This is a genomic window from Paenibacillus sp. FSL H7-0350 (assembly GCF_038593195.1).
GTDB lineage: Bacteria > Bacillota > Bacilli > Paenibacillales > Paenibacillaceae > Paenibacillus_AQ.
Map to the genome: position 1 here is coordinate 7,099,586 of NZ_CP151972.1, position 22,858 is coordinate 7,122,443.

A 22,858-nucleotide genomic window follows, 5' to 3' on the forward strand; every position below is an offset into this window, starting at 1 on the left:
ACAAGAACAGGGGGAATACTTGGTGAAGTTGTTGAAACGCACAGTAGCGGTAATGCTCACCTTAATCATGGTATTTCTGTCCACCTCCGAGAGCTTCCATGCTCTCGTCGAGGCGGCCAGCAGTACCAAGACAACCATGATCCAGAATGACTTTATTAAGGTCACTGTGGATAACGAAACAGGCCGCTACGGTATTCGCACTGTAGAGGGTCAACCGATCCGCAAGAACGACAATAATGTTAATCTGCTGTTCCAGGGGGATGACCCGGAGACGTCGTTCACGACGTTCCGGATTGATGGAACAGATTATATTTACGGCAATAAATACAAATTCGACAACAGCCATTATTCAGAGACTATTGCACCTAAAGTAGTGGAGAATTCGAATGGCACCAAGCAACTGGAGATGATCTGGAAGATTAAGGGCGTAGAGATCAAGCAGATTCTGATGCTTTACACCGACAGCAAGGATGCTGTGAATTCCGGGAATGTCAATATCCGCTATGAAGTGAATAACAAGAGCGGGGCGCAGGTGCAGATCGGCAGCCGGATTCTGCTGGATACGATGGTCGGCGGAAACGACGGACCGCAGTTCCAGATTGGCACAGCCTACAAGTCACCGCTGCAGGTAGAGCGGAAGCTGGTGCATAACCCGGAGGATGATGCCGGAATCCCGGAAGAGGACAGAGCGTACTTCAAGATTCCTTCTTACTGGGTTATGCGCGATAAGCTGGATCTGACGAATCCTCAGGCAACCAATGTGGTGGCCTACGGCTTCAATAACTTTGCCGAGCAGAATATTAATATTGTGGATGAGATGATTGTGGGGCATTGGAACGGTCTGGCGAATACGAAATGGGATTATAAAGTCCATCCGAATCTGGACTTCACTAGGGACACCAATGATTTCGGCACAGCGGACTCCGCCGTCGCCTTCTACTGGAACCCGGAGAAGCTGGCACCTGGCGGCTTCCAGAGCTTCGAGACTGTATACGGACTAGGAGAACTTACTGCACCGGATAAAGTGTTCTCGATCCGTTATGTGGATCAGGTTCAGCAACTGGCTACCGAGCCGGTAGACGGCGGAGGAGTGCCGACGAAATATGAGAAAAACGGTGTCTTCGACGTTATAGCAGAAGTAGAGAACCTGCAGGCCTACAATATGGAGCACTCCAAGATCGAAGTGGAGATGACCTTGGAGAGCGGGCTAAGCTTCGTCAGGCAGGATGAGAAGGGTTATGATGTCCTGGATGCCAATGGTAATCCGGTCCTGGAGAATTCCCGCAGCAAAATGCTGGAATTCAAAAAGTCAGCCACACCTGATGAAGCGGCGATGGGCATTGAGCCGAAGTACAAGCCGGGTGACGCAATTACCGCGACCTTCCGCGTTCAAGCCAAAGGCAGACCTTGGCCGGTTACCCGGGAGTACATGATCTCCGCGAGAAGCCCCGAAACGCAAGGTAAAATCGAAGGCGTTAAGGATGAGGGCATTAAAGCCCAGTATGAATCGACCCGTACCAACTTCATTCTCCTGCCGCCGGTGGGAGAAGCAACCGCTACGTATTCCTATGCACTCGCTCCGGCAGAGCTGTATAGCACAGATGTGAAATATCTGACGGTCAATCTGTCGAATATTGAAGCTTACAATACGGGCAATGCAACGACTGCTCCGAACTTTGACCTGTACCTCAAGAATAAAGCAGATGGTAACCGGTACAAAGTCAATGTTCAGGATGCAGTGGTGATGCAGCCGACGGATGACGGATTCTCCGGCGCCATGCGGATTACGTACCGCGGCGGTGACCAGGTGGATTCAGGCGGCAATGTGCTGGAAGCCGGACTTGGACCTGAATTGCCGCTCGGTGAGTACCAGGTGGAGATTGATTACAAAGGTGATGCCGGCGGGGATGAGGAAATAGCGGCTCTCTATGATATGACCACTCCGCAATCCTTCCTGGTCACTGATAATAACGACACACGAATCCGTGAAGCCGGAGTAATGGCGGTATACAAGGAAGCTGTGGATATCAGCGGCCTTGCAAACGGCGCTTCTGTAAAGGATGAGCTGGTGGATCAGCTGAACTCTCTGTTCCCGGGCAAGCCTTTCAAGGACGGTTCGTTCCTGTATAAGGCTGTTACCGAATATAAGAAAACCAAGGCCTTGTTCGGCGCAGCGAGCAAAGCGGTTGATCCGAAATTCGATATCAGTGAATTTATGGATGAAGAAGCGCTGAAAGAGACTCCAATGTATGCTTACAAGCTGTTTGCAACAGAAGAGGACTTTGAGGAATTCAAGGAAGAAGCGGAAGCCAAGGACCCGGAATTCGACCGTGAGATTCTGGTAACTGTCCGTGGCATGATCAAGCAGGTTGGCACAGGTGACGAAGAGCAGGTCATCGTGGATACCAAGACAGAACCGGCAATTATTAATGATGCTGTAGCTTATAAAGGTAAGGACCTGTCTTTTGTACGCGGTAAGCTGGATATTTTCGGCAACACCCTTCCTGGCGATCTGCCTTTCCTGGATACCCTGTTCATCAAGGGTGAGGGGACGCTGAGTGTAGCGAGCAGCGGGTTCGTCTTCCATAAGGGCGAATGGACGCTCGACTTCTTCAACGGCTTCAACAAGTCGCTTGGAGAAGAGGACTTCGATCCTACCAAGAAGGATGACGAAGAGGATAAAGACAAAGATGACGATAAGAAGGATGAGAAAGGCAATGACGGCAATCCGGAAGACGATAGTCAGAACGGCAGTCTGAAATGGGCCATCGGCGGTGTGGGTGACAGATTGAACCCGCTGCGCCAGATCATGATTGAGGATGTGTACTTCAACAAGCAGTCTTTGTTCGGGGCACCAAGCTTCTCAATCGACGGCTTTGGCTTCTCCTTCAATGATTTCATTCTGCGTGAGAATGGTATTTCCTTCGGAGGCTCGTTGTCCCTGAAGATCATTAACTCCGAAATCAAGAATGTAATCTTCAACAGTGCCGGCTTCTATGGCGTCGATGCCTCCTTGGGCTTCGATCTCAATCAGGAGATGGGGTTGTTCGGACCGGATAAGAAGAAGGATGCGGATAAGAAAAAAGGTCCTGATGCTCCGAGCGGCAAGGTTACGATTAAGCATGCTGTGCAGGATGGCGGCGTAGGCAATGAATACGGCCTGGAGTTCGCGGCACAACTGAAGAATATGATGGGTGTGGAGATTGAATTCTCACTTAAAAAAGTAAAGGACGGCCGGATTCTGCCGGATGTCATTGCCTTCGGTGCAGAGCTTCCGCAGCCGGGTATCCTGGTCACAGGTGCAACTTACCTGACAGCAATCCGGGGTGCAGTACGTGAACTGGCAGATACGATTGCTGGCGGCACGGCACAAGATCCGTTCCCGTTAACCATTCAGGCAGGCGTAGGCATGCGGTTCGGGATTGCTCCGGCGTATTTCTTCGGAGATGTGGACCTGACAGTGAAACGCACTGGCCTTAAAGTGGAAGGCAAGCTGGATTTCGCTGCCAAAGCTGATGCGGAGAAAGACGACCGGCTTCCGATGCTGACCAAAGCGCTGCTCGAAGCGCAGTGGGTAACGCCATGGTTCGTGCGCGTGGAAGCAGAGATGGATATCGGCGGTTGGGACGTTATCATCGGGAAGGCGGGCATCTTCGTCGGACAGAATCTGGAGAAGAACCGCACTGATTTTGAAGGCTATATCAGCTCGAAGGTGCAGATTCCGAACGATGTACCGATTGTCGGCGGCATGCCGCTGTCGAGTATGTTCCTCGGCGTCAACAATGATAAGGTCTGGGGCAGCATCGGTATTCTGCTAATCTCCTTAGGCATTACTTACTACTGGAGTGGCGGCATTGAATTCGGTACTTCGACCGATCAGCTGCCGGAGGGAATGATCCATCTGGTGGTGGATGATCCTGAGCTTGGACCTCGTCTTATGGTGATTGGTGCAGGCGTACAGACGCTGGCCACCTCCAAGGTAGCTTCCGAGGAAGAGAATCAGGAAATTATCTACCGTAAGGTAGATGAGGGAGTCAAATATGTAGAGAACGGATCAATCAATGTCGGCGTAGGCGGCATTACGGTCAAGAACGGCGGCAGAATCCATGAGATTCCGATGGACGGCGTAGCCGGCAATGCCATCATTGAGATGGAGTACAGCAGCAAGGAAATGCCGGAATTCAAGCTGCAGGATGCATCTGGCAAAATGTATCCGGTGAAATTCGATAACACGAACACTGATCCTACGGCAAATGCTTTTACACAATATATTCCTGCAAGCTTCAAATCTGAAGATCCGTCCAGGCTGAGCGATGAAGTGGACATTCGCAGAGCTTATATCATTATTCCTGAGAATGAAGCTACAAAAGGCGGCACTTGGAAGCTGACAGCCGTCTCGGCTGTTGATACCAAGCTGCTCAACGTTCCAACCCTGCCTACTCTGGGTGAAGTCAACCTGGCGAAGGACAGCTCGAATGCGAATAAGTTCACAGCCTCCTGGAAAGTTGCTAACGCAGCCGAAGGCGATACAGTGAACCTGTACCTGGCTGAGGATGCGGTGACAAGCCGCAAGGAAATGCTGAATGGCCAAGAGATTCTGCAGACAGGTGATCCGGGTATGCTGATCGCCAAGGATGTACCAGTTGGAGCTGGCGGCTCGGTTAGCGGCGGAATCACGAGCGGCAGCAAAGTGATCGATGTCACCAATGTAACATTGATGGGCAATCCCGAGGATATCCGCGGGCTGCTCAGACAAGGCAACTATTACCTGCGGGCCGAGCTGAAATCCAGCGCGAACTTCGGGACGAAGACTTCGCCGCAGCGGTTTGAAATTATTGATCCGCTGGCACCTCAGAGTGTTAGTGATGTCAAGGTTGAGCCTGCCGGCAACGGATTGTTCTCGCTTTCCTTCAAGCCGGGAGCGAAGAAATCGGGACACAGCGGCTTCGAGCACAGCTACGTAGTAGACGCGAAACTGGATGCTGAAGGTAAACTGAGTGAATATGCTCCGTTTGGAGAACTTTTGTATACCGAACAGGAACTTAAGCCTTACTGGAATGCATCCACAGGCAAATATGAAGGTCTGTTGATCGGCGGCTGGAAGGCTGTAACTACAACAGATGAAGTCTACAAGGGAAGCCTTGAAGGCACAGTGATTGATCTGAGTAAGGTGAAATACGTCGGCCTGGAAGTGAAGAAGAATTACGTCATCGGCGTTACTTCAGCGGCGGTTCCAACCGAGGATGCCGACAAGCATCAGAACTATCATTATGCCGAGCGGCAGAGCAGCAGCAGCACATGGTTGCCGGTTCCGAGCCTGCCGAAGCTGACGGTATTGAGTTCATCAGGGACGGTAGATGCCTCTTCCGGGAACTACGTTAACCTGTTAACGAATGAAACGAAGCAGAAGCTGACGCTCTCTTCAGGCCAGTCCAATGTGACGGTGGAAGCATTCTATGCTGACAAATCCATTGCGACAGTAGCTCTGAAGAATAAAGCAGATGGCACAAGCGAAGGCATACTGAATCTCGACCAGTTCCAGACGGACGGGCCGTATGCGATTGAACTCAGGGCCAGAAATACGGCAACGAAGGATATCTCAGTGACCATGCTGTATCTGACGGTAGATACGATCGCACCGGTGCTGTATCTCACAGAGCCTGTAACGGGCGAACGTACTGCACAGGGTGCCGTTCGTGTAGCCGGAACAACAACTACAGGAACGAAGCTGGCTGCAGTTTATACCGTGAGTCAGTTACAGCCGGATGGGAAATACAAGGATGTTGAGATTTCTGCTCCACTTACAGTGGACTCGTTAACCGGTGATTTCAACGGAACTGTGAAGATTGACTCGAATGAACCTTCTGTAGCCCTCAATATTGTGGCTAAGGACGAAGCGGGCAATCAGAATACGGCAGTAGTGGATATTACGAATGCCGGATTCAAAGTACCGGTTGCCTTGATTCTGAAGGGAGCGGAGAAGCTGACGCCGGGTGCGGCAGGCCAAATCCAGGCCTATCTCAAGGTGTCGGATGGCAAAGACGATAATGGCAAGCCTAAATTTAAGGATGAGCCGATTACTGGTAAGGATCTAGCTAATCTGACTTATGAAGTGGCCGTAGGCGATTCAGTATCCCTGTCGGCACAAGGCAATGTTACTGCACTGGCTACAGGCTCCAGCCTGATTGAGGCAGAGTATAAGGTGTCCGAGGGTGTAACGCTTAAGGGCATGCTTGCGGCAACCGTAGCCGTTCCGGATTCGGATGAATTGGGAGTTGTGCAAGCCGTATCCTCTCCAATCAGCGGAGACAGCAACCGCACGAAGATTACGGTGACTTCAGCCGGAGATATGACTGGACAGCAGATCGCTTACAAGGTCTTCTCGTCAAGTCCTGAAGTACTGAAGTATAAAGATAATGTAAGCTCATGGAGTCTGCTTCCGCTCGATGGTATCGTATCCGCTCATTCGGGTGCCACCATTGTGCTGGCTAAGCGTACCTCTGTGGACAAGCTGGTTAAGGCTTCCGGCAGTGTAGCTGCATCGGTCTGGACCAGCAGTGGTTCAGGCGGCGGCGGTGCTGGCGGTGGCGGTGGCGGCGGTGGTGCCGTACCGGGAGTTGTTGAAGAACAAGCACCGGAGCAGGCAGCCCAGATTACCGTCAACGGCCAAGCCATGAAGACAGAGTGGAATGGACTTACAGCGATCGTACACATTACGGATAAAGAAGCTGTTGCAGGTAGTGACCTCACGGTAAGCTCTGCTGATCCGAATGCCAAAGCATTCAGTATCCGGGTAGACCAGAGTGTGGTCCAGCAGCAGCTGAGTGCGAAGAAGAAGATTGTGATTGAAGTTCCTATGGGACAACTGGTCATTGCTCCTGAGAATCTTGCAGGTGTGACCGCAGGACTTACTACCGGCATTGGCGGTAATAGCACTGCTGACCAGCAGGCGATGAAGGCTATTGCGGATCAGCAAGGCTTCACGCTGATGGCGGCAGGGCAAGGTGTAACAGTGAACGTTAACCTGCCGAAGGGCAGCTGGACACCGGCGCTTGCAGCCAAGATTGCCATTCCTGCGCCGCTTGCGGCCAAGGAAATTACGGCCATGGTGCTTAAGGATAAAGACGGCAACTGGACAACTGTACCGTGGAAGCTGGACAGCAGCGGTACGGCGGTCAATACACAGCTGACCGGTGAAGGCAGCCTCTTCTTCATCCGCAACCAGAAGACTTTCAAGGATATGCCTTCAGGCTGGGGGAAGGAAGGTATCGCTGCGGCATCCGCCAAGCTGTTCGTGCTAGGGAAATCTGCGGAACAGTTCGATCCGGCAGGCCAAGTGACCCGGGCAGAATATCCAACCATTCTGCTGCGCGTTGCAGGTCTCATGAACAAGCAGGCAGCTTCGGCAGCCTTCAGTGATGTCAGCGGCAGCAGCTGGTATAACCGCAGTGTCTCCATTGCAGCCGAACTGGGGATTGTTACCGGACTTGAAGGCGGCAAGTATGCGCCTAAGGATACGCTGACAAGAGTCGAAGCGATGACGATGCTCGGCAGATTGCTGAATCAGGTCCATCCGGGCAGTGAACTTAGCGAAGCCGAAGTCACTTCGATCCTCAGCGGCTTTACAGACAAGGGCAAGGTTCCAGCATGGGCAAGACAAGCAGTGGCAATGAGCATTAAGAACGGCATTATTCTCGGGGAAGGCAATAAGGTGAACCCGTCAAGTCCGCTTACGCGTGAGCAGGCGGCAGCCATAGCCATCCGGCTTGATCAGTTCATTACAGCCAAGCAATAACAAGGATGTGCCCGTTCGCTCGTAAGCGGGCGGGCACACTCTGCTGGGGAATCCTCAAATCACAATACTATTCAGGTGGTGTCAATATGGCTTTGAAGCGAAAATCATGGATAGGTTATCTAATAGCACTGGCGGTAATTGTCGTTGCCGCAGTTGCCGGAGGCATCATGGCCAAGGCTGATCCGCAGACCTGGGACAGCGCAGCCGATACCAATTGGTACGTGCCAACGAATGATACCTTCAAAATTAAGACTGCTGCAGAGCTGGCAGGTGTAGCCAAGCTCGTTAATGAAGGTACCGTAAACGGACTCAGCGGTAAGATTCTGGATATTACGAATGACCTGAATCTCTCCGCTTACCAGTGGGTGCCAATCGGTACGGCCGAGCATCCCTTCCGGGGAACATTAATCACGGAAGGAGGATTAATGAAGAAGATTAACGGTTTGAATGTAATAGCGAACCGTTCTTACCAGGGCTTGATAGGAAATATGCAAGGCGGTACAGTAGGCGGCCTGATTTTTGAATCAGGCACCATCTCTGTGACCGGAGTAACCTATGATGTCTATGCCGGCTCTGCCGTAGGTAAAATGAGCGGCAGCAGCATTGTTTTTGACATTACCAACCAGATCAATATCACTTCGGACGCTTCTCCGTACCACTCCTACACGGGCGGTATTGTCGGGATGGGCGAAGGGATGATCTCGAACTCTATCAATAATGGAACCGTTACGGTGTATGGTTCAGCCGATGTTGGCGGAATTATGGGCTATGGCGGTTCCAAAGGCAACATCATCAAAAAAGTAGTCAATAATGGAGCGATTCTTGCCCAAGGGACGGACAGTTCCGTGCTCACCGCAGGCGGAATTGCAGGGCACACCACAGGCTCGCTTCGTCTAAATGATGAAGACACTCCAATCATCAATACGGCGGCGGTTACTATCGCTGGCGGGAGTCAGGTTGCGGCAGGCGGGATAGCCGGAAAAGTAGACAACACCGTCGTGTTCTCCAACATGACTACCAATAACGGTGCAATTACCGTTGATGCAGCAGCGGCAGTGAACTCGGCAGCCGGGGCACTGGTAGGTGCAACAGGTACGGTAGCAAGCGAAGCGGCTTCCATTACCTTTGTGAATACAGCGCCGGTTACCAATAACGGCGGAAAAAACGTATATACTGGCGGGATTGCCGGATATACCGGCAGTAAATTCACCTGGACGCATCCTTATGCGAATACACAGCAGATTACAGCAACAGGCTCAGAGAATGTAGCTACCGGCGGATTCATCGGATATGCCGCAGGCGGGCTGGTTACCAGCAACGCTACGGCGGGAGTATTCGAGAATAGAGAGCTGATCTCGGTTAACGGCGGTAAAGGAGTCTATACCGGCGGGATTGCCGGCTATGATGCAGGCGGGAACATCACCCAGACCTCTTCCACAGGCGAACTGATGGTTAAAGGTACTGCGGATGTCTATACCGGCGGTACCGTGGGTTACGAAATTGGCGGAACCATTGCATCGGCAGTGACCGGCAAGACTACAGCGGGTCATCTGAATATTACTTCCGATGGTACCATCGGCGGAATCGCCGGTTATCTGGAAGGAACCGTGACTAATTCTTCTATTAAATATGCAACGCTTCAAGTGACCTCGGCTGGCGGCGTTGTCGGCGGAATCGCCGGTAACGCACAAGGAACGGTAAGCGGAGTTACTGCGGGAGATGCTGAATCGGCAGGCTACAGTACCTTGGTGCTTCAGGCTGCGGTAGCAGGTGCAGCAGACGGGCAGTATAATGTCACGTTTGGCGGACTCGTGGGCGTGAACACCAAGCCTCTGACGCTGACCGGCGGTAAGGCTGCACGGATCAGCTTCCTGAATGAAGCTGGAACAAGCGGATATACAATCGGCGGCGCAGCAGGCAAGCTGACTGCAGATGCGGTAATCGGATCTGCCGCTGTGCCTGTACAGGTACAAGACATCCGCACAGAGCTGAAGGCTGACAAGGTGAGCTTCGGCGGCGGTGCAGGGCATAACTCGGCTGCCCAGTTCAATGGTCACACGAATCATATTGACATCAAGGCTACAGGCATTTCGGTAAAAGCCGGCGGGATGTTCGGCGAGAACCATTCGGCCGCAGCCGCTCCGTACAATCATGCGGAGAATGTTGTCATCACCGCAAGTGGTGCGGATAACCAGCTTGGCGGGAATACCGGCTTCAATGCCGGACAGCTGGTTAACGCTACAGTGACCCAGTTGTCTATTGAAGCAAATGGTGTCCGTGCTGAAGCAGGCGGAATCGCCGGGCATTCCGAAGGGGCGGCGACGCCTGAAGCACGTGCAGGCATTGCATCCGCTGTACTGAATGTTCCCGGTGCTGAACCGATGATTACGCTGACAGCAGTGGATGCGAAAGCAGGAGCTATCGCAGGTGCTGCCAGAGCAACGGATATTACATTGCCGGAAGTGAATGCGGAAAATAGTGCCTTGATGCTCATTCAGGCGCAAGCAGCGAAGCCTTCTGTCGGCGGCTTGGCAGGTATACTAACGGACAGCAGTATCAGCAGTGACAGTAAAATGGTCAACCTGGAGAATATGCTGATTCTGGTAGGACCGGCGGCTACAGATGCCTATATCGGCGGGTTTGTGGGCTACAATGAAGCCTCCAGGCTGGAACGTCTGGCCGGATCAACGCTTAGTCTGACACTTAATGCACCACGCGCTACTGCAGGCGGGGTAGCCGGATATAATCACGGCAGTGCTTCGGGAATTATTGCGAACACGTATGTAAGTGCTCTGAATCTGAAGGCTAACGCCAGTGCAGTGTCCTCTTATGTCGGGGGAATTGTGGGCCTGAATGCGGCCCAGAGTAATGAACCTGTACTGAATCCTGTAACCTCTATTAGCACGATTCAGAATACCCGTGTACTGGGTACGGTCTCAGCAGCTTCCGCAAATGCCATTGTGGGCGGTATGGTTGGTGAGAACCGCGCGCTGATTGCCAACAACAGCATTACCGATAAAATCACAGTCATTTCAAGAGGAAATTCCTCCATCATCGGCGGTCTGGCCGGTGTCAATACGGCATCAGGAACACTCTACTACACTTACTCCAATGCGAACCTGACCATTGAAGGGACAGGTACACATGCTGGAGGCCTGGCAGGCAGCAATGCTGGCCCTGTCATTGCTTCTTATGTAGATATTGATGTGACAGGCGATGCTCAAGGAACATCAAGCGGCTCGGTTTACCTCGGCGGACTGATCGGCAGAAATACTGCCGGTACAGTGGAGCAATCGTATTCCGCTTCCAAAGTTACGGCGAAAAACATATATACCATTGTCGGCGGTCTGGTCGGAGAACTGTCCGGCGGGAACATCAAGAACTCCTACGTAGCGAAAAGTGTTAACGCTGAGAACAATAATTCTTACGCCGGCGGCTTTGTAGGCAGAATTACAAACGGTAAGGTGAGCAATGTCTACTCAGCTGCAGAGGTTAATGTAGCGAAGGGTAAGAGTGCTTATGCCGGCGGCTTCGCCGGGCGTTATGACAATGCAAGTAAAGAACTGCTCTATAAGTCTTACTATATTAAAGACGAAGCACTGAACATCAACCGCGATCTGCCTGATTTCGCAGAGGGCAATCACCGCTGGCTGAATGTGCATGTCCGGTTGACTACGATTCTGTCGGAGACGCTGAAGGACAGAGCTGTTTTCCCTGGATTGTCGGGCTGGGACTTTGAAGGAGCCTGGAAATACGGCTCGCTGAGCGCAGTATACCGGTATCCTGAAGTTAACCGTGTGGCCAATGTGGGCGGTGACAACGGGAATAACGTGAATGCCAATATCAACTGGTACGTGAAGGATAAAGATGCGATTGGCTTCGAGATCACCTCGGAGGCTGAGCTTGCCGGTCTGGCGGGAATTGTCAACGGCACGATTGCCGGTGTGGACCAGTTCAGCTTTACGGACAGAACGGTGACGGTCATGAATCCGATTCACATTCAGTCCAAGCAATGGGTGCCTATCGGCGATAAGGAGACTACTCCATTTGAAGGAACCTTTGAAGGAAAGAACCACTTGATTGACGGCTTAACGCTTCAGCCTGTGTATACTCATTCCGGCTTGTTCGGAATCATTGGAGTCAAGGCTGCAGTGCAGAACATGAATCTTGAGCCGCTTACGGTTGCCGGTAACGGCTACACCGGCGTACTGGCCGGAACGAACCTGGGCACGGTCAAGAATGTGGACCTTAAGCTGCTTGACGGCGTGAAGGTTAGCGGCGGTATTGTCGGCGGCATCATCGGCCAGAACTCAGGCAGTGTTGCTGGTCTGCAGCTTACGCTGGACGGTGGAAGCCGGATTGAGACGGTGGCTGAAGGCGGCATCGCCGGCGGTCTGATCGGCGACAACACAGCGGATATTACAGCTGACACTTATGTCATCCACGATAAGGACGGCAGCATCGGCAGCGCGGCTGACCATGCCGTTATCGGCGGAATTATCGGGGTTCAGAACGGGAATGTGAAGGGTCTGGCTCTTGAGGTGAATTCCAGATACCGGATTTCCTCCACGGGAATGGAAGCCACGGTTGGCGGACTGGTTGGACATTACCAGACAGGTCAAGCTGAAGGGCTGACCGTAAGCTTTGCAGACGGAACCCTGGAAGCGCGGGGGCTTGGCTCCATCCTTGGCGGTATGATCGGTCAATCCGATCAGGGGAACAGCATCCGTAATGTAACAGTAACCGGCTCCGGCAGCGGCGTACAACTGACAGCAAACGGATCTGCCGGTGGTGTAGTTGGCTCTAAGGAGGGCAGACTCGGCGGAATGCTGGCCCGCTCTGTAGATAACAGCAGCAGCTTCGATGTTGAACATGCAGCAGTGTCAGGTGTGAAGCTGGCTACGACCAGCGACAGCTTGAAGGCTGTGCTCGGCGGGATTGCCGGATCGGCTTCCCGGACGGCGATCAACGACGCCAAGTTCAAGGCTTCCCTACAGGCCGCCGGTGAAGTGATCACTGCCGGAGGTATTGTGGGCGAGAGTGATAATTCCATCATCTACAATGCGGATTCATCACCAGATCTTCAGGCAGCGGCGAAGAGTGGCGAGGTTGTGGTCGGCGGGATTGCCGGAACGATCACAGCCGTGGATATCAATCAGGGCTTTGATTTTGGCAAGGCATATCCGCTGTATAAAGGGATTTATATTGCCAAGGTTCATAACGGCCAAATCACAGTCAATGGAGCAGACCATCGTGCTGACCTCTATGCAGGCGGTTTGACCGGTAAGAATACGGATGCTTCCATCTATAGCTCAGAGGTTGCTACAGAGCTGAAGGTAACCGGCGGCAACACAGTGAATGCAGGCGGAGTTGCCGGATACAGCAGCGGTATCATTGTAGATACCATTGTCAGAAGTGGTCTTAATGTGGACAACACCAGAGTGAATAATGTAGGCGGGCTTGTGGGCTGGGGAGAAGGCGGCGAGATTCATTACAGTAAAGTCATCGCCGGCTCTGGACGGACACTTACCTTAGGAACGGCAGTAACACTTGGCCAATCTGTACCGGCTACACGGGCTGGCGGGGTTATCGGTATGGGGGATCATGTGAGTATTGCACATTCCCATTCAGATCTTCCGGTAGTAATTACAGATACCAATCAGGATAATACGATATATGCAGGCGGCTTCGCCGGACTCCTGGGTGAGAACGGTACGCTTGCCGGACAAATTCAGCAGTCTTATGCCACAGGCAAGCTGAATGTCAGCGGCAGATTAGGTGCTTATGTCGGCGGCTTCGCCGGTTCTGTTGATCATTATTCGATCACAGATTCCTATGCTTCCGGTGACGTAAGCAATACCGGCTTCGACACGCGCAGCGGCGGCTTCGCAGCAGCAGTGGAGAGAAGCGGCAGCATCAGCAAGTCTTACGCTTTGCAGAGCAAGATTTCTACTGTCGGGGTGAAGTCCTCGACCCGCTCCTATAACGGCGGCTTTGCCGGATATAGTGATGGAACGTTAACCAGTGTCTATGCCAATGTGCCGCAGATCACCGCCGCAGTTGCAGGCGACAATGTCTATATTGGCGCACTGGTCGGCTATAACTTCCGGGATGGCAAAATTATTAGTTCATCCTACACAGGCACACTAGGTGCCATAGGCCGTAACACAGGTGCAGCCGCAGCTGCCGTGAGTACAGCAGCGGTTAACCCGCTGAGCTCGGGATTATGGGATATTGATTTTGATACCACCTTCCTGAACGGCCTGACGGACGCATCCATTACGGTGCGAACTCCGCTACAGCTTGCGGGTGCAGTCATGTTCTATAACGAGACTGGACTGAATTATTACAAGCTGTTCAACAGAACGGCAGCGAACAAGCCGGAGCTGGCAACAATCCTGCTTGATGCGGATATCGATCTTGCCGGACGCAGATGGACCGCGTTCGACAGCTTTACAGGCGTGTTCGACGGCCAGGGCCATACGCTTAACGGACTCTCGCTGAAGCGCTCTGAGCAGCAGACAGCCGGATTCATCAAGGATAACCGTGGTCAGCTCCTGAATGTTAGCTTCACCGGAGCAGAACTCTCCGGCGCAGTGAATGCAGGTATTGCTGCCGGGATCAACCACACAGGTGCAGTCATCCAGAATGTGAAGGTCAGCGGTTCTGTGGCTGGCAGTGCTGCCGCAGGCGGGGTAACAGGCGTGAATCAGGGAACTCTGAAGAAGGTTACGAATGAAGGAGTGAAGCTAGCCGGAGCAGGCCGGATTGGCGGCATTGCCGGAAGTAACGCTGGTGTGATTCACCAGGCTGTATCGAAGGGCAACATTGATGGTTCATCTGCACTGGCCGCAGGCGGAATTGCCGGTGAGAACAGTGCGGAAGGCTCCATCACTGATTCAATGGCCTATGGCGCTATCCGTGTGGCTTCGGCCCAGGCGATCGCTGGCGGGATCAGCGGTCTGAATGCGGGAGAGATCAAGAACAGCTACTCTGCCGCCACGGTTCTCGCCGAAGGCATGTCTACTGCATGGGCTGGCGGAATTGCCGGTCTGGCAGAGAGCGGCTCCATTACTTCTTCCCTGAATACCGGAGAAGTGAAGGCTGGAGTAAAAGGCAAGATTCAACCGCTGCAGGCCTTCTTCGGGGGAATTGCCGGACAGAAATCTGACAATGCCACGATCAGCGGTTCCTTCTTTAACAGACAAATGCTGAAGAATAATATTGCGTACTACAATCTGAATGGCCAGGCAGTAGCCGGAGCCGGCAGCGGTGCAACGGGACTTCTCGGCACCGAGCTGACCGGTGCGAATCTGCCGGCAGACCTGGATGCCGGTGTCTGGACAGCCCAGAATACCTTCTATCCAGTACTTGCAGTCTTTAACGGAACAGACGAAGGGACTCTGGCTTCAGCCGCTGTTATCCTGGACCCGCAGGATTTGATTAACCGCGTGGGTTCGGCATTCCACATGAGCAGCGGCTTAGCACTCTCCTGGAGCGCTGATTCGTCCAAGGCTGTAGTGAACGGTACAACCGGCAGCCTGATATCAGGCGGCAGTGCAGTGCTGAAGGCAACTGCTGGAGGACAGAGCAGAAGTATTGCTATTAATACAGCAGCACTCCAGTACCCGAGCGCAGCAGTTGCACCAACTGCAACTCCTGCAGATAAGAATTTCACCACTGAAGTGAAGGTGGAGCTGGCAACAGGTGAGCAGGGAGGAAGCATCTACTATACACTGGACGGTACAACACCTACAGAGACGTCCCTGGTCTACAGCGGACCTATCGTTCTTAAGAGCATAACAACGGTTAGAGCCGTTACCATTGCTCCCGGCAAAGAGTACAGCCCGGTTGCAGCCTGGACCTGGACGCTTGTAGTCCCTAATCCCGGCTCAGGTTCCGGCCCAGGCGGCGGAGGCGGAGGCGGTGGTGGCGGTGGCCTGGTAGCTCCGCTTCCGAGCCCGACACCTGCACCGGCAGCTCCCGCGATTACCGCGATTGCTGGAACATCAACAGTAACTGGTGATAGTGAAGCTCCGGTCAAGATTGTGAGGAACAGCAAGCTGGAGCTGACAGCTCCAGCAGGGCAGACGATCTATTACACAACGGACGGCAGCATTCCGACTATCAAGAGCACGAAATACACCGGTGAGCTGCTGATTACCAAGAGTATGACGATTAAAGCCATCACGGACAAAGACGATAAAGTCATTACCATTGAATATGTGGTGGAGAATGCGAAGTACAGCTTGAAGAGTAACAGCGGCGAGATCAAGTATATGGCTGCCTATCCGAATGGTCTGTTCATGCCGAACGCAGCTATTACCCGGTATGAGCTGATCCAGTCCCTTGCACCGCTGCTTGATATGGAAGAAGTAAATGTAGGCAACCTGTTCAATGATGTCAATGCCGAGAATGAAGGCCTGACCGGATTCTTCGCCTCAGCCGGCATTATTGAAGGCTTCCCGGATGGCGGATTCGGCGGAACCAAGGGCTTGACCCGTGCGGAATTCTCCAAAATCATGACAACCGTGCTGAAGCTCGATGTAACTCAGAACGGCGTGACCAAGCAGAAGGATCTGCAGGGCCACTGGGCAGAGAAGTACGTGAATGCCCTGTCTCAGGCAGGATACGTGCAAGGCTTCCCTGACGGAACCTTCAAGCCGGGAACACCGATTACCCGTGCGCAGGCCGTAGTGCTGATCAACCGGATTGCCGGCACGAAGAAGCTGACGGTAACCTCTGTACAGTTCAAGGATCTTCCAGCTACTCACTGGGCTTACAAAGACATCATGTCGGTTGTGAAATAACAGAAATTCATAAGTAAAGGAGATCGGCGGATGAAAACAAAGCTGCTTGCCGTAAGCCTGGTCCTCTCATTGATCTCGGCGATACTCTTCTATTCAGACACCACCAGTGCAGATACACCTGAGGCGTTTAGCGCTGAACAAAGCTATGGAATAGCGAGTAAGGCGATCTTTTATCTGCGTGTGCTGAAAAGCGACGGTACTGCAAGCTCCACCGGAACAGGAATCATCCTGACTCCGGCCGGTACCGCAGCAACGGCGTATCATGTGGTCAAAAACGCACAGCGCATTGAAGGAGTCATGGCGGATGGAACGGTGATCAGTCCGATTAAAGTCATCAAGTCCGACGAGCTGAAGGATGTGGCCATCCTTGAACTGCCAAGTCCTGCCGCGATGAAGCAAAAGGATAATGCCTATGCTTATCTGCCGCTACGCAAGGACAAGCTGAGACATGGTGAAGCGGTGTATGCCCTCGGGTATCCGCTTAAGAATACAGCGATCATCACGGAGGGGATCGTCAACACTCCGGCAGCCGACATTAACGGCAGAAGCCGGATTCTAACATCGGCCCAGGTGGCAAGCGGAATGTCCGGGGGGCCTCTGCTGGATACGCACGGCGAGCTGGCGGGTATCATCTCCGGTTCCCTGCGGACAATGAATAACATTCATTTGATTGTGAATATGGAGGATCTGCGCAGCCTGCTGCCAGCTTCCTTCAACTAAAAGCATTACCAGAAGCAGCTTACACTTGAGGCTGCAATATAATACCGACTATGGCTGTCCTTAAGCGTTTCTTGGCAAACGCGGGGACAGCAATTTTTTTACAAACAAGAATGTACAAGCTGCTTGATAATCGTAATGCATCCCTATGGAAGGAGGAGGAACCCGGGTGATTAAAGCCTATTTGCTGGATGTGAATCAGAAGGATCTCTATAAGCTGTCATCGATGCTTCAGCATACAGGCAAGGTAAATGTGATCGGCATGTCTGCTTATCCCGAGAATGTTGTGGACCGGATTGTCTTGCTGCAGCCTGATGTGCTGTTTCTGGATCTTCAGCTGCCCGGCCACCAAGGAGTCGTTGTAGCCGAGCTGGTGAAGAAAAGGCTGCCGGATATTCAGATTGTAGTGGTCACAGAGACGAAGCAGCATGCCCTGTGGGCCTTCGACCAGGACATTGTGGATTATGTGCTGAAGCCGCTGGAGGAGGTCCGGCTGGGCCAGTCTCTGGAGCGGCTGCGCAAGGGAAGCTGAAGCAGGCTGGCGGATGGAATCAGGATGCCGGATGTCTCTGCCCATGGTACAATGTACGGACAAGCAGAAAGGATGGGTGATTTTAGTTGAAGTATGATTTTAACCGTATCATTGACCGCCGCAATACCCGTTCCTACAAATGGGACCAGTCCGAGAAGCTGTTCGGAGACAAGGAGATTCTTCCGCTATGGGTGGCCGATATGGACTTTGCAAGCCCTCCTGCGGTACAGGAAGCGATTCTGCGCCGCGTACAGTCAGGAATATACGGCTACAGTGTGTCGGGCGACTCGTACAAAGCGGCAATTGCCGGCTGGTACCGCAGACGCCATGACTGGGAGATTCAGGAGGAGTGGATCTCTGATTCTCCGGGGATTGTAACCTCACTCAGCCTGTCTGTGGAGCTGTTCAGCCAGCCGGGGGATCAGGTGATTGTGCAATCGCCGGTCTACTATCCTTTCTATGATGTGATCCGGATGAATGACCGCAAGGTGGCGGTGAATCCGCTGAAGCTGGAAGCAGGCCGTTATGTCATGGACTACGCCCAGCTGGAAGAGCTGATGGCGGGTGGTGCGAAGCTGCTGCTGCTGTGTAACCCGCATAATCCGGGCGGCAGAGTATGGGAACGGGAGGAACTGCTGCGTCTCGGCGAGCTATGCCTGCGGTATGGGGTAACGGTGATCTCGGATGAGATTCATTGCGACATGATCATGCCCGGACACAAGCATATTCCGTTCGCTTCCTTGTCCCCGGAGCTGTCTGACATTACGCTGACCACACTGGCGGCTACCAAGACCTTCAATCTGCCGGGTCTGCAGACCTCATATATCGTCACCTCCAGCCCGAAGCTGAAACAGAAGTTCGATTATAAAATTAAGACGCTTAGCCTGCACATGTCGGCATTCTTCTCGCCAGAGGCTGTGGAAGCGGCATATAACGAAGGGGAAGAATGGCTGGATGAGCTGATCCTGCACATTAACGGCAACGCTCACTACGCCATCTCCTATCTGGCCGAGCATCTTCCGCAGGTGAAGCCTATGCAGCTGGAAGCCACCTATCTGCTGTGGATCGACTGCCGGGCCCTCGGACTCGATGCAGACGGGCTCAAGCAGCTGATGTACCGTGAGGCTAAGGTGGCATTTAACGAAGGTTCGGTCTTCGGACTGGAAGGCCAAGGCCATCTGCGGATCAATCTGGCCTGCCCGCGTTCCGTGCTGGTTGAAGCGCTGGAGCGGTTCACTGGGGCGGCGGCCGCTTATGTAACCCGATAATATGTAATGAAGAATCCGTCGCCTGATGAGGCTGGCGGATTCTTTGTTTAAATATAAGAATTTATATGTTTCACACGATAAATTATCCTTCTATTTCTCGCTGAAACGGATACCGTCCTCTTAAGGACGGCGTAGCCGTTTCTGCTTGTGTACAAACCATATTGAGCCGCAGGTAACCCCATGTTAAGATGAGCAGTGCGACTAAGCCTAGAGAGCAAAGTTAATATAGGGAGTGGAGAAATAGAGATGAGTAACAGCACAACTAGAATCATCATCGATTGTGACACAGGAATAGACGATGCACTGGCCATATTGTATGCGCTCCGGGCACCGGGGGTAGTGGTCGAGGGGATTACAACGGTGTTCGGCAACATTGATGTGCAGCAGGCGGCGGAGAATACGCTGCGGCTGCTTGAGCTTGCGGCTCCGGGCTATGAAATCCCGGTAGCGCTGGGAGCTTCCCGGGCGCTGGTGCGTGAGCTAACCGGCTTCTCCACCCATGTTCACGGGGAGAATGGCATTGGCGGCGTTCAGCTGCCACCCTCCCGGCAGGTGCCGGTGCAAGAGACGGCGGCAGAGTTCATCGTGCGGATGGCAGATTCGAATCCGGGAGAACTGGTCCTGGTGACGCTCGGACGGCTGACGAACCTGTCGCTGGCCCTGGATCTGGACTCGCAGCTGACCTCCAAGCTGAAGAAGGTAGTGGTTATGGGCGGAACGGTCTTTAAGCCGGGCAACGTTACGCCGGTAGCCGAGGCCAATCTGTGGGGCGACCCGGAAGCGGCTGACCGTGTATTCACTTCAGGACTGCCTGTAATGATGATCGGGCTGGATGTGACACTTCAGACACGGATCACTTCAGAGCATGTGGAGCTGCTGAGGCGGCATGGACGGGAAGAGAATAAGGCGGTCATTGACTTTATGGAAGAGTCGCTGGCGTATTATTTTAAATTTTACCGCGAGGCGAACTATCTCATTAACAGCGCTCCGCTGCATGATCCGCTGGCCCTGATGGCTGCCTTGCAGCCGGATCTGGTAACCTGCCGCCGGATGAAGGTCCGTGTAGAGCATCAGGGGGCGTTCACCTCCGGTATGGTCGTAGCAGACTTGCGGGCACAGCCCAAAGAAGGAGAATTCATCGAAGTGGCTGTAGAGGTGGATGCTGAACGGGCTGTTGGTGTCTTTTTGAGCGTGTTCATGTAGGTGTAAGGAGAACCCCGGACGGGTGAATCTGCAATGGTTACAATCTCTTCATTTGCTATATTTATCTAGTTTGCTAGAATAGTAGGGGATGTAAGGTTGAGAGATTCACAATCTATCTAAGAGGATGGGGAACTTACTTATATGAAGCATTTGGCCAAAATAGTATTATGCGCAGCGATCTCACTCGGCAGCCTCTCGGCACTTCCGGCTAGTGCGGTCCATGCTGCACCTGCGGGTGTCAGTATCATGCTGGACGGTTATCCGCTGCCGTTCCCGGTAGAGCCGGTGATGATGAACGGAACGACCATGGTGCCCTTCCGCGCCATCTCTGAAGCCCTGGGCATTCAGGTGGAATGGGATCAGAAGGCCCGCAAAATCACTGCCACCCGGAAGGCCGCAGCTGGTGCCGCTCCAACTGTAGTCGTCCTGACGCTCGGCAGCAAAAATGCCGTCGTGAACGGGGCGGTAGTGAAGCTGGAAGTAGCACCGCAGGATATCCGCGGAACGACGATGCTGCCGCTCAAATTCTTCAGCCAGCAGTTCGGGGCGGCAGCCTCCTGGGATCAGGCGTCCAAGACCGTGTCCATCACCTCCCCGAAGCGGGACATGTATACCTTAGGCTTCTACGCACAGAAGGCGTACAGTGAGGTCTCGCTTATTCCAAGCTTTGATGCGGTTGCTTTTGGCTGGGCGCGGATTGGCAAGGACGGCCAGTTCACCACCACAGGCAAGGATTTCTGGTGGCCGGAGGCGGCAGGCGAGGTTACGCCGGAGTCGATTGTGCAGAATGCGGCGGCGGGAGGGACCGCTCCCTACCTGATGGTCTATTCCAGTGACTCAACACTTGAGCTGAGTAAGAATCTAGAGGACCCGCAGCTTCAGCAGCAGACGATTGCCAGTATTGTCGATTTGGCCTCGCAGAAGGGATTTAAGGGCATCGGACTGGATCTTGAAGGACTGGGGCTGACGGGGGATAAGGCCCTGGTGCAGAGTCAATATAACGCTTTTGTCAAAAATCTCTCCACAGCCGCCCGCGCCGCCAGCCTCAAGCTGACCGTCATTCTGCATCCGCTGAACAGCTCCTACAAGGGGTATGATTATAAGACGCTGGGGACACTTGCGGACGATCTGGTTATCATGGCTTACGCCTATGAAGGGGAGACCGGGCCGGAGCCGATGAATAAGGTCGATGAGAGCATCCGCCTGGCCTTGAAGCAGGTCAGCAAGGAGAAGCTGATTCTCGGGATATCGGTCTACAGTGAGAACGAAGCCTCCGTCAATGCCAAGATCGGCCTGGCTAAGCGTTACGGCCTTAAGGGAATTGCGATCTGGCGTCTGGGGATCATCGGCCAGCCGGTGCTGAGCCGGATGGGAGAAGCTATCGAGCTGTAATAGGTACATCTATTAATGAAGACTGCCGTATGGTGAGCCTTAACCCATGCGGCAGTCTTTTTGCAAATATCAAATGTCACATTAACCTCGCGGGCTTACCTGTATAATTCTATAGTTAACTTATTGCGAATGTTTGCACATCCAAGGAGGACTATAGAATATGAGTACAAAATATAAAGCACTGGAACTGGATAAGCCGATGACGTATGAGCTGGAAGGGCTGGAAGTCGGCGTGACCTCGAACTGCAATTTCCGCTGTGATTACTGCTGCGCTTACAATAGAAATGACGGCCAGACCCTTGACGGTAAGGAGGTCATCCGCATTCTGGAGGAGCTGCCTAATCTGAAGCGTGTGCGCCTGTCAGGCGGAGAGGTTACACTGAAGTTTCAGGATTGCGTGGAGATTGTCGCCTACTGTACCTCCAGGGGCATTCAGACCCAGCTCAACTCGAACGGCAGTCTGCTGAATGAGCAGCGGATCGGACAACTGGTGGACGCAGGTCTGACGACGATTCATATTTCTTTTAATTTCACCACGGCTGAGGGCTTCTCGCGGTATTATAATATTCATCCGAGTATCTACCACAAAATTAGAGAGAACATCACCATGTTCGCCAAAACAAATGTGAATGTCGTCCTGGAGACGCTGCTGTTCAATGAGACGCAGGACCATATGCAGGAAATCAGCGAGCATGTCTACTCTATGGGCGTAAGAACGCATGAAATCCAGAATAGCATTATCATGGGACATACCGGCTGGAAGGCGATTGCCGCCCGGGAACAGCTGAAGAATGCCGTCAATGAGCTGATTGCGCGGAAGCCGGCGGATACCACCCTCTACTTCACCTGTATGGACCGGTTCATGGACGCAATGGGCTTCGAGGAGCAGCCGGGCGTCTATTTCCCGCATTGCATTGAAGGGATGAAGCAGCTTCATCTGCACGGCAACGGCGACATTCTGATCTCCGAGCTGTGCCACCCGGTCATTATTGGCAATATCTATAACGGAATGTCACTGAAGGACTTGTACAGCAACATGCCGGCACCGCTGTCGGACTATCTGGAGAAACGGCCTTGCCCGGCGCTGGACGCTTTGTTCCCGCAAGGAGTATAGCTCATTTACCGGATCTGGCAGCAGAGA

General features: G+C 53.1%; 8 protein-coding genes. All 8 read left to right on the forward strand.

The annotated features are described in order from the left end of the window. Positions 1 to 22: 22 nt before the first annotated feature. The 8 genes from NYE24_RS31820 (at position 23) to NYE24_RS31855 (ending at position 22,831) form a co-directional block, all read left to right on the forward strand. Entirely contained in the window at positions 23 to 7,795 is a 7,773-nt protein-coding gene (locus tag NYE24_RS31820; RefSeq protein WP_342477550.1) for an S-layer homology domain-containing protein, read from the forward strand. Between the two features lie 86 nt (positions 7,796 to 7,881). After that, complete coding sequence (locus NYE24_RS31825; RefSeq protein ID WP_342477551.1) at positions 7,882 to 16,605, forward strand: chitobiase/beta-hexosaminidase C-terminal domain-containing protein; 8,724 nt, start codon at positions 7,882 to 7,884, stop codon at positions 16,603 to 16,605. Positions 16,606 to 16,635: 30 nt separating this feature from the next. Further along, complete coding sequence (locus tag NYE24_RS31830; protein WP_342477552.1) at positions 16,636 to 17,325, forward strand: serine protease; 690 nt, start codon at positions 16,636 to 16,638, stop codon at positions 17,323 to 17,325. 166 nt (positions 17,326 to 17,491) lie between these two features. Beyond that, on the forward strand, positions 17,492 to 17,854 hold the full coding sequence (locus tag NYE24_RS31835; protein WP_036702328.1) for a response regulator: 363 nt from the start codon (positions 17,492 to 17,494) through the stop codon (positions 17,852 to 17,854). 86 nt (positions 17,855 to 17,940) lie between these two features. Next, on the forward strand, positions 17,941 to 19,122 hold the full coding sequence (locus tag NYE24_RS31840; protein WP_342477553.1) for a MalY/PatB family protein: 1,182 nt from the start codon (positions 17,941 to 17,943) through the stop codon (positions 19,120 to 19,122). Between the two features lie 246 nt (positions 19,123 to 19,368). Next, the gene (locus NYE24_RS31845) at positions 19,369 to 20,325 is read left to right on the forward strand and encodes a nucleoside hydrolase (protein WP_342477555.1); all 957 of its coding nucleotides are present in this window, start codon (positions 19,369 to 19,371) and stop codon (positions 20,323 to 20,325) included. Positions 20,326 to 20,466: 141 nt separating this feature from the next. Further along, positions 20,467 to 21,717: a stalk domain-containing protein gene (locus NYE24_RS31850; RefSeq protein WP_342477556.1), complete on the forward strand. Its 1,251-nt coding sequence runs from the start codon at positions 20,467 to 20,469 to the stop codon at positions 21,715 to 21,717. 160 nt (positions 21,718 to 21,877) lie between these two features. Further along, a complete protein-coding gene (locus tag NYE24_RS31855) occupies positions 21,878 to 22,831 on the forward strand; it encodes a radical SAM protein (protein ID WP_342477557.1) in 954 nt (317 codons plus the stop codon). Positions 22,832 to 22,858 lie beyond the last annotated feature (27 nt).

Excerpts from the sequence above, each read along its gene's own strand:
- NYE24_RS31855 (WP_342477557.1), top strand. The coding sequence starts at position 21,878 with ATGAGTACAAAATATAAAGCACTGGAACTGGATAAGCCGATGACGTAT.
- NYE24_RS31830 (WP_342477552.1), top strand. The coding sequence starts at position 16,636 with ATGAAAACAAAGCTGCTTGCCGTAAGCCTGGTCCTCTCATTGATCTCG.
- NYE24_RS31850 (WP_342477556.1), top strand. The coding sequence starts at position 20,467 with ATGAAGCATTTGGCCAAAATAGTATTATGCGCAGCGATCTCACTCGGC.
- NYE24_RS31845 (WP_342477555.1), top strand. The coding sequence starts at position 19,369 with ATGAGTAACAGCACAACTAGAATCATCATCGATTGTGACACAGGAATA.
- NYE24_RS31825 (WP_342477551.1), top strand. The coding sequence starts at position 7,882 with ATGGCTTTGAAGCGAAAATCATGGATAGGTTATCTAATAGCACTGGCG.